This is a genomic window from Pseudomonas shirazica (assembly GCF_015168335.1).
In the GTDB taxonomy this organism is placed as follows: domain Bacteria; phylum Pseudomonadota; class Gammaproteobacteria; order Pseudomonadales; family Pseudomonadaceae; genus Aquipseudomonas; species Aquipseudomonas asiatica.
Genome location: NZ_CP063456.1, coordinates 809,490 through 824,536 on the forward strand (window position 1 = coordinate 809,490; position 15,047 = coordinate 824,536).

Genomic DNA, 15,047 nt, shown 5'->3' on the forward strand with positions numbered 1-15,047 from the left:
CAATGCCCTTTTTTCGTAAACACGCTGCTGCGGATAACGCTATGTCGAGTCCGCGACAGTGCCTGACGGAGGCGGGCAGCCTGTTTAGCTGTCACGCCCGTGGCGAGCATGCAAGACACATTACGCATCACCGAAGTCTTTTACTCCTTGCAGGGTGAAACGCGAACGGCTGGGTTGCCCACGGTATTCGTGCGCCTCACCGGTTGCCCCCTGCGCTGCCAGTACTGTGACAGTGCCTATGCCTTCAGTGGCGGCACCGTTCGCACCCTCGATTCGATCCTTGAGCAGGTCGCCGGCTTCAAGCCGCGCTACGTTTGCGTCACCGGCGGCGAGCCATTGGCCCAGCCCAACGCCTTGCCGCTGTTGCAGCGCCTGTGTGACGCCGGTTACGAAGTGTCGCTGGAAACCAGCGGCGCGCTGGATATTGCCGGCACCGACACCCGCGTCAGCCGCGTGGTCGACCTGAAGACCCCAGGCTCCGAAGAGTCGCACCGTAACCGCTACGAGAACATCGAGCAGCTGACCCGCAACGACCAGGTCAAGTTCGTCATCTGTTCCCGTGAGGACTATGACTGGGCGGTCTCCAAGCTGATCCAGTACAACCTGGCCGAGCGTGCCGGCGAGGTGTTGTTCTCGCCCAGCCACCACCAGGTGAACGCCAGCGAGCTGGCGGACTGGATCGTCGCCGACAACCTGCCCGTACGCTTCCAGCTGCAGCTGCACAAGCTGCTGTGGAACGACGAACCCGGACGTTGATTGAGGAGCAAGTACACATGACCGACAAACGCGCAGTAATCCTGCTGTCCGGCGGCCTGGACTCGGCCACCGTGGTCGCCATGGCCAAGGCCGAAGGCTACAGCTGCTACACCATGAGTTTCGACTACGGCCAGCGCCACCGCGCCGAACTGAACGCCGCCGCCCGCGTTGCCCGTGACTTGGGCGTGGTCGAGCACAAGGTGATTGGCCTGAACCTTGACGGCATCGGTGGCTCGGCATTGACCGACAGCAGCATCGACGTACCGGAAACCCCGGGTGAAGGCATCCCGGTCACCTACGTGCCGGCGCGCAACACTGTGTTCCTGTCCCTGGCCCTGGGCTGGGCAGAGGTGCTGGAAGCCCGCGACATCTTCATTGGTGTGAACGCCGTGGATTACTCCGGCTACCCCGATTGCCGCCCCGAGTTCGTCGAAGCCTTCGAACGCATGGCCAACCTGGCGACCAAAGCCGGCGTCGAAGGGCAGGGCTTCCGTATCCAGGCGCCCCTGCAGAACCTGAGCAAGGCGCAGATCGTGCAGGCCGGCATGGCTCGCGGTGTGGATTACAGCCTGACCGTTTCCTGCTACCAGGCTGATGATGACGGCCGTGCCTGCGGCAAATGCGACAGCTGCCGCCTGCGTGCCGACGGCTTCAAGGCAGCTGGTGTCGAAGACCCGACGCGGTACTTTTGAAAAAAGTTTGATGGGGTGTTGATTTCCCGTTAGAAATCAGTATTATACGCGCCATCCAACGGGTCGTTAGCTCAGTTGGTAGAGCAGTTGGCTTTTAACCAATTGGTCGTAGGTTCGAATCCTACACGACCCACCATATGCAGTACGTCAAAGCCCGCTACCGGCAACGGTGGCGGGCTTTTTCGTTTTCCGTTGGCCGAGTTTTATTGCTCGGTTTACGCGATTGCTTGTAGGAGCGGCCTTGCGTCGCGATCGGGCTGCGTAGCAGCCCCAGCAATTTGTGCGTTTTTGCTGAAGCCCTGGGGCTGCTGCGCAGCCCGATCGCGGCGCAAGGCCGCTCCTACAGGGGGCTGTGAAGACTCCAGATGTCTTACTCTGCCCACTCCGGATCCCCGGTAAACACCACCGTCAGCCAGCGGTCCGGCCCTTCACCACCCACGGCATCACCGATCTCGTTGCGCCACGCATCCCATTCATCGATGGTTTTCGCGGCCATGGCCTTCGGCACGATGAAATACAGTTCGATCTCCCGCGAGCGCCCGACCTTGGCCACATAGGCGCGGTACGACTGCAACCCATGGCGTGCGACGAAGGCCTTGGCGACTTCATCCACGTGCAGCTTGAGGTCGCCAGGGGTCACCAGGAAAATTTCCGACAGGGCCTGGCGCACCACCGACATCGGCAACGGCACGATCACCAGGCAGACCAGCGCCAGCACCGCCGGGTCGATATACGGCGACACCCACTCCAGCGATGTGCCTTGCACCGCATAGCCAAAGCAGAAGGCGATCAGCAGCGCGGCGGTGATGCTGGCCGACATCACCCAGCCCTTGACGTCCATGCGCACGAAGTCCGAGCCCAGCTTGCGGTTGGCGCGGGCCTCGACAACAGCGATGGTCACGCAGGCGATCACGGTCAGCACCGCGTAGACCATGGCGATGCCGAACTCCAGGTGGCGCCCGCCTTGCAGCAGGCTGCTGACGGCGTTGATCAGCGCATAGATGGCCACGCCGCTGAGCAGGATGCCGTTGAGCGCCAGCACCATCGGCTCCAGGTGCCAGAAGCCCATGGTGAAGCGCTCGCGCAACTTGCGTGACATCTGCACGCTGGTGGTATGCGCGGTAATCAGCCTGACCACCACCAGCGACAGCCCGCTCATGCTGGCATCGACCAGCGAATAGACGCCGTCGAACACGATGGAGAACGAGCCGGAGGCCAGGCCGAAGGCGATGCCGATCACGGCGATGAACAGGGTGACGGCGATCGAGGTGCGTAACAGGCCCTGTTCGCTGCTGATGTCGAAGAAGGTGGGGCGAGTCGGGTTTTGCATAGGTTGTGCTCGATAAAATCAATAATGCTGTATTGCCTGTTGGGGCCTCTTCGCGGGCTCGCCCGATCCCACAGGGTATGGCGCCACCCCGAAGGGCTGGGCATTTCCTGTGGGAGCGGGCATGCCCGCGAAGAAGGCGCACTGGCCCTGACAGGTTAGACGCGGAACTGCTCCATCAGCGCCTGCTGCTGGTTGGCCAGCCGGTTCAGGGCCTGGCTGATCCGCGCTGACTCATCGGCCTGGCCTGCCAGCGATTCGGTCACATCGCGAATGCCAGCCACATTGCGGTTCACCTCTTCGGCTACTGCGCTCTGCTCTTCAGCCGCCGAGGCAATCTGCAGGTTCATGTCGCTGATCACTGCCACTGCCTCGCCAATACGTTGTAGCGCCGGCAGCGCCTGTTCCATCCGCGCGGCGCTGTCCTGGGCCTGGCGCTGGCCTTCGTGCATGGCGCCCACCACATCCTGGGTGCCTTGCTGCAAGCCTTCGATGACCTGGCGAATTTCCTCCACCGACAACTGGGTACGCTGGGCCAGACCACGCACTTCATCTGCCACCACGGCAAAACCACGCCCGGCTTCGCCTGCACGGGCGGCTTCGATGGCGGCGTTGAGCGCCAGCAGGTTGGTCTGCTCGGCAATGGTGCGGATCACTTCCAGCACCGATCCGATCTGCCCGCTGCGGCCTTCCAGCGCGCGCGCCTCGTCCATGGCGGTGTTCATGCCAGCGGCCAGGCGGTCGATGCCCTGCCGGGTGCTGTCGATCAGCTGCAGGCCCTCGCGGCTGGCTTGGTCGGCAGCGCGTGCGGCCTGGGCCGCCTGCGAGGCGTTATGGGCGACATCCAGGGCGGTGGCGCTCATTTCATTGGCGGCGGTGGCCACCTGTTCGATTTCGCGGTGCTGTTGCTGCATGCCGGTGCTGGTCTGGCTGGCGATGGCTGCCGACTGGTCGGCGGTTCCGCGGGCTTCCTGCAGTGAGCCTTTGACCTGGGCTATGACTGGCTGCAGCTTGTCGAGAAAGCGGTTGAACCAACCGGTAAGCTGGCCCAGTTCGTCCTGGCGGGCATACTCCAGGCGGCGGGTAAGGTCGCCTTCGCCGCTGGCGATGTCTTCCAGGCGCGCGGCCACGGCCAGGATTGGCCGGGTCACCCCGCGTGCGGTCAGCCACACCAGCAGCAAACCGACTACCGCAGCGCCCAGACCAACCAGCAGGCTGGTGAGGTTGGCGCTGTGGTTGTGCGCATCCAGGCGCTGGTTGAGGGCGACGGCAGGCGCCTGCAGCACGCTTTCCGGCAGTTCCAGCAATACCTGCCAAGGGGCTGCATCAGGGATTGGCGTGAACGGGTGGGCAACACGCAGCAGGCCGTCGGCTACCGCCTTGTCCATCGGCTCGCCGAGCTTGCTGTCGTCGCGGCTGTTGCCGGCCAGCAAACCGGCCGCGCTGGCGATACTGACCTGGCCCTGGCCGTCGAACAGCTCCCGGCGGCCATCCACGCTCAACTGCTGCAGGTTGGCCAGGCCGATGTCCAGACCGACCACGCCGACCACCTTGCCGTGCTCCTGCAGCGGCAGGGCGATGCTGGTCATCAGTACCTGGCGGCCATTCACCTCGTCGAGATATGGCTCGAGCATGCAGGTTCTGGCGGTGTCCTGCGGGCAGGTCAGCCAGCGGTTCTTCGCCACGCCGTTGCTGCCGATGCTGGCGTCTCCGAGCATCGACTCCGGCATGGCTTCAAGCTCCAGGGTGCCGGGGCGGGGTTGTGACCAGTACAGCGAGAAGCGCCCGTTCTCATTGCTGCCCAATGCATCCTGGCCGAGGTACTGGCTGTCCGGGTCCAGGGCGTTGGGCTGGAACACCAGGTACAGGCCGATCACATCCGGGTTGCCCGCCAGGCTGGCACGGGCCTGGCGCGTCAGTTCGGCGCGCAGGTCGTTGCCGCCACGGGCCTTGAGCACCTGCACCAGGCGGGCAAAGCCATTGCCGTACTGGTAGGCGTCCATGAAATAGCGCTGGATGCGCAGGGCCTGGGTTTCGGCATGGGCCTGCAGGCGCAGGCGTGCGCTGCTGTCGAGCATTTCGGTATTGGCCTGGTTGACCAAAGCCGCGCTGCGCCGCGCCTGGGCCAGCGATGTGGTTACCAGCAGGGCGACGATGGCCAGCAGGCAGAGGCCGGCGAGCAGGGTGATCTTCCACTGGATGGAGAGGCGACGCAGCGGCATGAGGGCTTTCCTTTTCGAGCAAATGCAACGCCCGCGATCAGGCGCGGGCGTTGTCGGCAGCATGGGTCATTCAGCGATGTAGTTGGGTGGGGAGTCCCTGAAGGCTTTGGTCAGCCAGGCCAGGTACAGCAGGCCGAGCAGTGCCCAGACGCCACCGAACAGCAGCGAGTGTGCGTTCAGGTCCAGCCACAGCGAGACGATGATGCAGAAGCCGATGGTGGGTGCCACCAGGTATGTCAGCTGGTTGGCCAGGCCCTGGCGCTTGCCTTCGCGCAGGTAGCAGTGGTTGATCACCGACAGGTTGACGAAGCTGAACGCGACCAGCGCACCGAAGTTGATGATCGAGGTGGCGGTAACCAGGTCGAAGAAGATCGCCGACAGTGAAATCAGCCCCACCACCGCAATATTCAGCACTGGCGTCTTGTAACGCGAGTGCAGGCGGGCGAACAGGCTGGCCGGGATCACATTGTCGCGGCCCATCACGTACAGCAGGCGCGACACGCTGGTCTGCGAGGCCAGGCCCGAGGCGATGGTGTTGATCACGGTGCAGGCGATGAAGATCGACTGGAACAGCTTGCCGCCGACGTACAGGGCGATTTCCGGCAGTGCTGCTTCCTGGTCGTGGAAACGGGACATGGTCGGGAAGTAGGCCTGGATGAAGTACGACACGGTGATGAACACCAGGCCGCCAATCAGGGCGGTGAGGAAGATCGCGCGAGGGATGGTCTTGCCCGGGTCGCGGGTTTCTTCGGACAGGCAGGTCACCGCGTCGAAGCCGAGGAACGAGAAGCACAGGATGGTCGCACCGGCGGCCAGGGCGCTGAGCTGGGTCTGATTGTCGGCGAACGGCAGCAGGCTCCAGGCGGTACCTAGCCCTTCACCCTGGTCCAGGCCGCGCACGCACAGGTAGATGAACACGGCGATGATCGCCACCTGCACGGCCACGAACAGCAGGTTGAAGTGCGCCACCAGGTTCACGCTGCGCATGTTGATCAGGCTGATCAGGGTTACGAAGCCTGCCACCCACATCCATTCCGGTACTTCCGGGAACATGGCCGAAAGGTACAGCTTGGCCAGCAAGGCGTTGACCATTGGCAGCAGCAGGTAGTCCAGCAACGACGACCAGCCGACCAGAAAGCCGACGTGCGGGTTGATCGCGCGCTGGGTGTAGGTGTAGGCCGAGCCCGACTGCGGGAAGCGCCTTACCAGGGTGCCGTAGCTCACGGCGGTGAACAGGATCCCCGCCAGTGCCAGGATGTAGGCGCTGGGTACGTGGCCGGCAGTTATACCGGAAACGATGCCGAAGGTGTCGAACACGGTCATCGGGGTCAGGTAGGCCAGACCGATGATGATAACGTGCCAGAGACGCAGGGTTTTACGGAGTTGGCCGTTGCCGGAAGCGCTGTGGTCAGGCTGCATGCTGGCATGGCTCCTGCGGCTGGGCGTAAACGGCGGGCACGGTGTACTGCGCATGCGGCAAGGGCGAGCGGGTGGGCTCCATGTTGTTCACCTTTATTGTTGGAGCAGCGGGGGCGCGGGGGAGCGCGCAAAGTGGTGAAAATAAAAAACGATGGGTAGCTTAGTGTCAAGTTAAACATGACAAGATGTTGCTGGATTGAAATATTTATCGATTAAAGTGGGGTTTTGTTCGGTTTTTGCGCGTTTTTTTGCGGTTGTGATCAATTTTGGTGTTCGCAAAAATTAACGAATGCCCGTCTCCCTTGGCAGGTCTGTCAGGCGTTTCCCAAAAACCGGATTTCTCGAGCCTGGCCAGCGCCAGGGCTGGGCGGCAGTGGTACTCTTGGCGTCCTGTGTGGCCCTTGGCCGCCTACGAAGCCCATATGGACAGCAATCGGTTCTATTCATGAAGAAATCAGTTGGCATCCTTTCCGGCCTGGCTATCGCCATCGCCGTCGCAACCACCGCTGGCGCCTGGTACACCGGCAAGCAGCTGCCTGCGGAGCTGGACAACGCCCTGGTCCGCAGCAACGCGGAACTCAAGAAGGCCCTGGTGAGTACCGGTGGCAGCATGAGCATCGAACGGGTATCGCTGGAGCAGCATTTCTTCAGCAGTACCGCCCAGTACCGGCTCAAGGCCCGCGATATCAACCTGGGCGAAGGCGAAGTGGTGAGTTTCGACGTTGGCGTGACCGACCAGATCGAGCACGGCCCGTTCCCCTGGTCGCGGGTAAAGGCACTGAAGCTGATGCCGGTGCTGGCAGTCAGCAACAGCACGTTGCAGAAGGACGACGCCACCGCGCCGTGGTTCGCCGCAGCGGGCGAGCAGGCCCCGGTCAGCGCACAGACCAGCCTGGGCTACGACGGCAATGTGGTCAGCCAGGTGCACCTGGCCCCGGTCAAGCTCGACCAAGCGGATGGCAACAGCCTCGACTTCTCGGGCATGCAACTGCAAGTCGGTGGTGATCAGGAAGGCAAGGCCTCGAGCTTCCACGGCCAGGCCGATCGGTTCGTGATGAAACTGGTACGCGATGACCAGCCGCCTGCCACCTTCGAGCTCAATGGGCTGAAGGTCGGCGGCCAACTGGCGGCCACCGCGCACGAGGTCATCTACGTGGGCAACGTCGACCTGGCGCTGGCCGAAACCAAGGTCACCCTAGGGCCGAAACAGCAGGTGCTGGTGGTCAAGGGGCTGGAGCAGAACGCCCTGCAAACCCTTGAGGGCCCGGATACCGTGGGTGGCCGCGTGGAGTACAAGGTCGGGGATATCACCTGGGATGGCCGTGCGGTGGGCAAGGCGCAGATGGCGGTGAGCATCACGTCGGTCAACGCGCCGGCGCTACAGGCGTTGTCGACGTGGTACCAGGCGCATCTGCCGGAATTCGAGGCCGCAGCTGCCGCTGGCCAGCCGGTGCCGGAAATCCAGATGGACGATGAGGAGAAGGCAAGGTTCCAGGGCGAGCTGCAGAAACTGCTGGCTGCCAAGCCCCGGGTGGCGGTGGAAAACCTGTCGTTCAGGACTGCCAATGGTGAAAGCCGCTTCGACCTGTCGATGGGCTTCGCCGCCCCGGCCAGCTTCGACCTGCCGCCTGACCAGTTGAGCAAGCAACTGATCACCGAGGTGAAGAGCAAGCTGTCGTTGTCCAAGCCGATGATCGGTGACCTGGCAACCTTGCAGGCACTGCTGGATGGCCAGACCGACGCCCAGGCCATCGCCATGCAATCGAGCCAGGCCGGGGAAATGGTCGGCATGATGGCGCTGCAGAGCGGCATGGCCACCGTGCAGGGCAATGATGTGGTGAGCAGCCTGCACTATGCCGACGGCATGGTCGACTTCAACGGCAAGAAGATGACCGTGGAAGAGTTTGCCATGCTCATGGCGGCGCAGCTGGCGGCCCTGTCTCCGCAGGGCTGATCGGCTAGGCCTGTACCGGCCCTATCGCCGGCAAGCCGGCTCCCACAGGGATTGCACAAATGTTGCTGGCAGTAGTGATCCTGTGGGAGCTGGCTTGCCGGCGATAGGGCCAGCACAGGCAACACAAAAACCACTTTAGAATTCGCTGGATTGTCTGTAGCCTTCGGCCTCCGATAATAATCCGCGCCCGCAGAGGGCCGTGGCGGCCTTTGTGCCGTCCGGCACCCTTAGCCGATCTGTCAGGGCCGGGTGATACACTCGATTTGACGCGCGCACGCGCCTGCAGGTCCAGCGATCATGACCCAGATTTCCGAACGCCTGTTGGTTCAGGCCCACCTCGACGCCAAGCAGCCAAGCCCGCTGACAGCCGAGCAGGAGGCCGAATACCGTGCGGCCATCGCTGCCGAGCTCAAGGCCCAGAACGCCGTGCTGGTCGCCCACTATTACTGCGACCCGGTCATCCAGGCGCTGGCCGAAGAAACCGGCGGCTGCGTGTCCGACTCGCTGGAAATGGCCCGTTTCGGCAAGAACCACCCGGCCGAAACCGTGATCGTTGCCGGTGTGCGCTTCATGGGCGAGACGGCGAAAATCCTAACCCCGGAAAAGCGCGTGCTGATGCCCACCCTGGAGGCCACCTGTTCGCTCGATCTGGGCTGCCCGGTGGAAGAGTTCTCGGCCTTCTGTGACCAGCACCCCGAGCGCACCGTGGTGGTTTACGCCAACACTTCCGCAGCCGTGAAGGCCCGTGCCGACTGGGTGGTGACCTCGAGCTGCGCGCTGGAAATCGTCGAAAGCCTGATGGACAACGGCGAAACCATCATCTGGGGCCCGGACCAGCACCTGGGGCGTTACATCCAGAAGCAAACCGGTGCCGACATGCTGCTGTGGGACGGTGCCTGCATCGTTCACGAAGAGTTCAAGTCGCGCCAGTTGGCCGACATGAAGGCGCTGTATCCGGATGCGGCGATTCTGGTGCACCCCGAGTCGCCTGAAGCGGTGATCGAACTCGCCGACGCGGTGGGCTCCACCAGCCAGCTGATCAAGGCTGCCCAGACCCTGCCGAACAAGACCTTCATCGTCGCCACCGACCGCGGCATCTTCTACAAGATGCAGCAGCTGTGCCCGGACAAGGAGTTCGTCGAAGCCCCCACCGCCGGTAACGGCGCGGCATGCCGCAGTTGCGCGCACTGCCCGTGGATGGCGATGAACACCCTGGAGCGTGTGCTGGATTGCCTGCGTAATGGCACGAACGAGATCTTTGTCGACCCGGCGCTGGTGCCGAAGGCGATCAAACCGTTGAACCGGATGCTGGACTTTACCCAGGCAGCGCGCCTGAAGTTGTCCGGTAACGCCTGAGATTGCTGGGGCCGCTCTGCGGCCCATTCGCAGCACAAGGCTGCTCCTACAAGAGATCACATTCCCTTGTAGGAGCAGCCTTGTGCTGCGAATGGAGCGCGAAGCGCTCCCTCAATATTCAGCGCCCCATCATTTCCTGAACCATGCGCTGCTGCTCCATGATCTCGCGCTGGCGCTGGTCAATCTGTGCTGCCAGCGGGAAGTTCTCGCCCGACCTGCGCTTGGCGTAATCCAGCTGCTGGATCGCCTGGTCGAAATCGCCCACCAGGGTGAAGTACTCTGCCCGCGCCCGGTGCAAGCCAATGGTATTTCCCGAAAGGCCCCGCACTTCGGCCATGTCGTACCACACGTCCGGGTCATCCGGCCGGCTCTTCACCAGTTCGTTCAGCACCTTTTCCGCCTCGGCGGGCTTGTTCAGTTTCACCAGCAGATCGGCACGCACCTGCTTCAGCGGGTAGTTGCCCGGGTACAGCCCCTGCATGCGTTCAGCACGCTGCTGCGCATCCGCCAGGCGGTTGTTGGTGATGTCCAGGTCGATCTGCGCCAGGTTGTAGGTAATGTCGTTGGGCGCCTTGGCCAGCAGGGGCTTGAGCAGTTCACGCGCCTCGTTCAGCTGGCCGCCCTTGATCTGCGCCAGGGCCAGGCCGTAACGCGCGGCGTCCAGCTTGGGGTCTTCGTCCAGTTGGGCGCGGAAGCGTTTGGCCGCCAGCCCCGGGGTGCCTTCGTAGGTCAGCGCCAGCCGGGCACGGATCAGCTGGTAGCGCATGCTGTCCTCGACGCCGCCCTTGGGTGCCTGCTCGGCACGGTTGCGGGTGTCGGCGATACGCGACTCGGTTACCGGGTGAGTCAGCAGAAATTCCGGCGGCTTGGCGTCGTAGCGGTACTGCCGGGCCAGGCGCTCGAACATGGTCGGCATGTTGCGCGGGTCGTAGCCGGCCTTTTCCAGGTTCTGGATGCCGATACGGTCGGCTTCCTGTTCGTTCTGCCGCGAGAAGCGCCGCTGTTCCTGGATCGCCGCCGCCTGGGTGCCGGCGATCACACCGATACCGGCATCACCGCCGCCACCGGCCGCCAGCACGATACCGGCCAGCAGCGCCGCCATCATCGGCAGTTGCATGCGCTGCTGGGCCTCGACGCCGCGGGCGAAGTGGCGCTGCGACAAGTGCGCCAGTTCGTGGGCCAGTACCGAGGCGTACTCGCCTTCCGTCTGGGCGTTGAGGAACAGCCCGCCGTTTACCCCGACGATGCCGCCCGGGGCGGCAAAGGCGTTGAGCTCGCGGCTATCGATGAGGATGAATTCCAGGCGGCGGTCCTGCAGCTGGCTGGTTTCGGCCAGGCGATACACGCTGGTCTCGACGTAGTCCTTCAGCTGCGGGTCGTTGAGCTGGTTGACCTGGCCGCGCAGCAGGCTCAGCCAGGCACGGCCGAGCTGGTGCTCCTGTTGCGGCGAGACGATCGCGGAACTGGCATCACCCAGTGATGGCAGGTCGTCAGCATGGCCAGGAAGGGCCAACAGGCAGGCCAGCGTCAGCAGGGTAGGGCGCAGTAGATTCATGCATGAAGCTCGCGTCGGTCAAAGATACCTACTGTAGCGGGCTCACACGTTGGCGACCAGTGGCGCTATCCTAGCCGGCCAAATCCAGATACAGCCTGGCAATGCCTTTGGAGAGCCCCGCAATGAGTGAAACCCTGACCTGTGACGCCGAACTGGACGCCAGCGGGCTGAATTGCCCTTTGCCGCTGCTGAAGGCCAAGATGGAACTCAACCGCCTGGCCAGCGGCGCGGTGCTCAAGGTAATCGCCACCGACGCCGGCTCCCAGCGCGACTTCCGCACTTTTGCCCAGTTGGCCGGTCATACCCTGCTGCGGGAAACGGCCGAGGCCGGTACCTACACTTACTGGCTACGCAAGGCCTGAGTCTTTCCAAGGATCGTCAATGTTCAAAGTGCTTCGCGACTGGATGCAGCGCTACTTCTCCGATGAGGAAGCGGTGGTGCTGGCGGTCCTGTTGTTCCTGGCTTTTACTGCGGTACTCACCCTCGGTGGCATGCTTGCGCCGGTGCTGGCGGGCATGGTGCTGGCGTTTCTGATGCAGGGGCTGGTCAATGCCCTGGAGCGCTTGCGGGTACCCACCCGGTTGGCGGTGATGCTGGTGTTCGCCCTGTTCATGGGCGCGTTGGCGGTGTTCATGCTGGTGCTGGTGCCGCTGCTGTGGCACCAGTTGATCACCCTGTTCAACGAACTGCCGGGCATGCTCGGCAAGTGGCAGTCGCTGTTGTTGCTGTTGCCCGAGCGCTACCCGCACCTGGTGTCGGACGAGCAGGTGCTGCATGCCATCGAGTCGGTGCGCGGGGAAATCGGCAAGTTCGGCCAGTGGGCGCTGACCTTCTCGCTATCGAGCCTGCCGCTACTGGTCAACGCCATGATCTACCTGGTGCTGGTGCCGATCCTGGTGTTTTTCTTTCTCAAGGACCGCGAACTGATCGGCCGTTGGGTCAGCGGCTACCTGCCGCGTCAGCGCAGCCTGCTGAACCGGGTGGGCAGCGAGATGAACCGGCAGATCGCCAACTACATCCGCGGCAAGGGCATCGAGATCCTGATCTGCGGCATTGCCACCTACATCGCCTTCATCAGCCTGGGGCTCAACTACGCCGCGTTGCTGGCGCTGCTGGTGGGGCTGTCGGTGGTGGTGCCTTACGTGGGCGCGGTTGTGGTGACCGTGCCGGTGACGTTGATCGCATTGTTCCAGTGGGGCTGGGGTGACCAGTTCATCTACCTGATGACGGTGTACGCGATCATCCAGGCGCTGGACGGCAACGTGCTGGTGCCGCTGCTGTTCTCCGAGGCGGTGAGCCTGCACCCGGTGGCGATCATCTGCGCGGTGTTGCTGTTTGGCGGGTTGTGGGGGTTCTGGGGGATTTTCTTTGCCATCCCGCTGGCGACCTTGATCAAGGCCGTGCTGGATGCCTGGCCGCGGCAGGAGCCTAGTGTGTCACCGATGCTGTAATTTTGGGGCTGCTTTGCAGCCCATCGCGACACAAGGCCGCTCCTACAGGGATACGCGATTTCCTGTAGGAGCGGCCTTGTGTCGCGAAAGGGGCGCAAAGCGCCCCCAACGATCTCAAGCCTTGTTCAGGGCCTGGGCAGCAGCCAGTACTGCATCCACATGCCCGGGCACCTTCACCCCGCGCCATTCGTGGCGCAGCACACCGTCCTTGTCGATCAGGAAGGTGCTGCGGTCAACGCCCATATATTCCTTGCCATACAGCTTCTTCAGCTTGATCACATCGAACAGCTGGCACAGGGCTTCGTCCTTGTCGCTGATCAGCTCGAACGGGAAGCCTTGCTTGGCCTTGAAGTTCTCGTGCGACTTGATGCCATCGCGCGACACGCCGAACACCACGGTGTTGGCTGCGGCAAAGGCATCGTGCTGGTCACGAAAACCCTGGCCCTCGGTGGTGCAGCCCGGGGTACTGTCCTTCGGGTAGAAGTACACCACCACCTGCCGGCCCTTGAGCTCGGCCAGGCTGACGGTTTGCCCGCTGGTGGCCTGGGCCTGGAAGTCGGCAACGGGTTGGTCGAGTGCTACGGCCATGGTCGGTTTCCTTACATTGGGTTCTGTGGACGCCATGGCTCGATCAGCGCATCGAGGTTCAGGGCATCGGCAAAGTCCAGGAACTGGTCACGCAGCCAGCTGATCTGGGTGCCGGCCGGCAGAATCACGGTGAACTGGGCGTTGAGCATGCTGCTGCCGGTCTGCGGTGCCAGGTAGGTATCGCAGGTCATGGCTTCCAGCTCGACGCGGTGGTCGAGGAAGAACTGGCACAGCTCGTTGATGATGTCCGGCCGGTAGGCGGCGCTGACGTAGGCGACGTAGGGCAGGGCCTGCGGGCGCACTTCCTGGTCGGCGCTGCGCACCACGTCCAGGGTCAGGCCGTGCTTCTTGCCCAGGCCCGGCAGCATGGCTTCGAGGCGTGCCAGGGCGTCCCAGCTGCCACCAACCTGCAGTACCAGGGCGCTGGTCTCGCCGTGGCGGCTCAGGCGCGAGGTGACCACCGCGCAGCGGTTCTCGAACGCAGCGCGGCTGAGGACGTTGGCCAGTTCCATGGGGTTCGGGCCCAGGGCACTGATGACAAGGAATTGTTCGCGGACGGTGGGGGTGGACATGCAGCATTCCTAAAGCGATGAGCGGTCGGCACAGGACGGGCGAAAGCCTCCTGTCGGCAGGGCCCGGGGCTCGCATGCGAGGTCGTGGACGCTGGCGGGGAGCAAGGTCGACGGCCCGGCGGGCCGCGCTGCACCGATCAAAGCATCAAGGGTAGCGAAATAAGGCGCCGAGGGGAATGCTCCGCCCGCCTGCTTCGCTTGTGCAAGGCCGATGCCCCCAGTACCATTACCGCTCTCTTTTTCCGGCAGGAGCAGTTACATGATTGCGGGCAGTATGGTGGCATTGGTCACTCCCATGGATGCACAAGGGCGTCTTGACTGGGACAGCCTCGACAAACTTGTAGACTTCCACCTGGAAAACGGCACCCATGCGATCGTCGCTGTCGGCACCACCGGTGAGTCCGCCACGCTGGATGTCGAAGAACACATCCTGGTCATCAAGCACGTGGTTGAGCGCGTCAAGCGCAGCAGCCGCCGCATCCCGGTCATCGCCGGCACCGGTGCCAACTCCACTGCCGAAGCCGTGCACCTGACCCAGAACGCCAAGAGCGCTGGTGCCGACGCCTGCCTGCTGGTGGTTCCGTACTACAACAAGCCGACGCAAGAAGGCCTGTACCAGCACTTCAAGCACATCGCCGAAGCCGTCGACATCCCGCAGATTCTCTACAACGTACCCGGCCGCACCTCCTGCGACATGCAGGCCGATACCGTGATCCGCCTGTCGAAGGTCAAGAACATCATCGGCATCAAGGAAGCCACCGGCGACCTGGTACGCGCCAAGGCCATCCTCGATGGCGTCGACAAAGACTTCATCGTCATGTCCGGCGACGACCCGACCGCCGTCGAGCTGATCCTGATGGGCGGCAAGGGCAACATCTCCGTCACCGCCAACGTCGCCCCGCGCGAAATGGCCGACCTGTGCGAGGCCGCCCTTGAGGGCAATGCCGAGAAGGCCCGCGCAATCAACGAAAAACTCATGCCGCTGCACAAAGACCTGTTCTGCGAGTCCAACCCGATCCCGGTGAAATGGGCGCTCGTCGAAATGGGCCTGATGCACAAAGGCATTCGCCTGCCGCTGACCTGGCTGAGCGAAGGCTGCCACGAAAAAGTCCGTACTGCCTTGCGCCAGTCCGGCGTACTGGTTTAAGAGGAAG

13 protein-coding genes and 1 tRNA gene are annotated in these 15,047 nt (G+C 63.3%); 8 read left to right on the forward strand and 6 right to left on the reverse strand.

What is annotated here, in order from left to right; translation table 11 throughout:
• Window positions 1-108 precede the first annotated feature (108 nt).
• From queE to IMX18_RS03710, 3 genes are all read left to right on the forward strand, one after another.
• On the forward strand, window positions 109-756 hold the full coding sequence (queE, locus tag IMX18_RS03700) for a 7-carboxy-7-deazaguanine synthase QueE (RefSeq protein ID WP_015271468.1): 648 nt from the start codon (window positions 109-111) through the stop codon (window positions 754-756).
• A 17-nt stretch (window positions 757-773) separates the two neighbouring features.
• Complete coding sequence (gene queC / locus IMX18_RS03705; RefSeq protein ID WP_015271467.1) at window positions 774-1,448, forward strand: 7-cyano-7-deazaguanine synthase QueC; 675 nt, start codon at window positions 774-776, stop codon at window positions 1,446-1,448.
• Window positions 1,449-1,508: 60 nt separating this feature from the next.
• A tRNA-Lys gene (locus IMX18_RS03710) sits at window positions 1,509-1,584 on the forward strand.
• Between the two features lie 234 nt (window positions 1,585-1,818).
• On the opposite strand, the gene IMX18_RS03715 is transcribed toward IMX18_RS03710, so the two are convergent.
• From IMX18_RS03715 to IMX18_RS03725, 3 genes are all read right to left on the reverse strand, one after another.
• On the reverse strand, window positions 1,819-2,778 hold the full coding sequence (locus IMX18_RS03715; RefSeq protein ID WP_015271466.1) for a cation diffusion facilitator family transporter: 960 nt from the start codon (window positions 2,776-2,778) through the stop codon (window positions 1,819-1,821).
• Window positions 2,779-2,933: 155 nt separating this feature from the next.
• On the reverse strand, window positions 2,934-4,997 hold the full coding sequence (locus IMX18_RS28605; RefSeq protein WP_100413319.1) for a methyl-accepting chemotaxis protein: 2,064 nt from the start codon (window positions 4,995-4,997) through the stop codon (window positions 2,934-2,936).
• Window positions 4,998-5,063: 66 nt separating this feature from the next.
• A complete protein-coding gene (locus tag IMX18_RS03725; protein WP_015271464.1) occupies window positions 5,064-6,416 on the reverse strand; it encodes an APC family permease in 1,353 nt (450 codons plus the stop codon).
• Window positions 6,417-6,861: 445 nt separating this feature from the next.
• Here IMX18_RS03725 and IMX18_RS03730 point away from each other — a divergent pair, with 445 nt between their 5' ends.
• Both IMX18_RS03730 and nadA read left to right on the forward strand, forming a co-directional pair.
• Window positions 6,862-8,370, forward strand: a complete 1,509-nt coding sequence (locus IMX18_RS03730) for a YdgA family protein (RefSeq protein ID WP_217190964.1) — start codon at window positions 6,862-6,864, stop codon at window positions 8,368-8,370.
• Window positions 8,371-8,667: 297 nt separating this feature from the next.
• Window positions 8,668-9,726, forward strand: coding sequence for a quinolinate synthase NadA (gene nadA, locus IMX18_RS03735; protein WP_100413321.1), 1,059 nt, complete (start codon window positions 8,668-8,670; stop codon window positions 9,724-9,726).
• A 118-nt stretch (window positions 9,727-9,844) separates the two neighbouring features.
• Here the strand turns inward: nadA and IMX18_RS03740 are convergent, their stop codons facing one another.
• Window positions 9,845-11,281: a M48 family metalloprotease gene (locus IMX18_RS03740; protein WP_217190966.1), complete on the reverse strand. Its 1,437-nt coding sequence runs from the start codon at window positions 11,279-11,281 to the stop codon at window positions 9,845-9,847.
• A gap of 122 nt (window positions 11,282-11,403) precedes the next feature.
• On the opposite strand from IMX18_RS03740, the gene IMX18_RS03745 reads away from it, so the two are divergent.
• On the forward strand, window positions 11,404-11,643 hold the full coding sequence (locus tag IMX18_RS03745) for a sulfurtransferase TusA family protein (protein ID WP_004375233.1): 240 nt from the start codon (window positions 11,404-11,406) through the stop codon (window positions 11,641-11,643).
• Between the two features lie 19 nt (window positions 11,644-11,662).
• Complete coding sequence (locus IMX18_RS03750; RefSeq protein ID WP_015271461.1) at window positions 11,663-12,733, forward strand: AI-2E family transporter; 1,071 nt, start codon at window positions 11,663-11,665, stop codon at window positions 12,731-12,733.
• A gap of 114 nt (window positions 12,734-12,847) precedes the next feature.
• On the opposite strand, the gene IMX18_RS03755 is transcribed toward IMX18_RS03750, so the two are convergent.
• Window positions 12,848-13,321: a peroxiredoxin gene (locus tag IMX18_RS03755; RefSeq protein ID WP_004375231.1), complete on the reverse strand. Its 474-nt coding sequence runs from the start codon at window positions 13,319-13,321 to the stop codon at window positions 12,848-12,850.
• Between the two features lie 11 nt (window positions 13,322-13,332).
• Complete coding sequence (locus IMX18_RS03760; protein ID WP_013973793.1) at window positions 13,333-13,893, reverse strand: glycine cleavage system transcriptional repressor; 561 nt, start codon at window positions 13,891-13,893, stop codon at window positions 13,333-13,335.
• Between the two features lie 259 nt (window positions 13,894-14,152).
• Between IMX18_RS03760 and dapA the strand changes: the two genes are divergently transcribed.
• Window positions 14,153-15,040 carry a 4-hydroxy-tetrahydrodipicolinate synthase gene (gene dapA, locus IMX18_RS03765; RefSeq protein ID WP_015271460.1) on the forward strand — a complete coding sequence of 296 codons (888 nt, stop codon included), beginning with the start codon at window positions 14,153-14,155 and terminating at the stop codon, window positions 15,038-15,040.
• Window positions 15,041-15,047 lie beyond the last annotated feature (7 nt).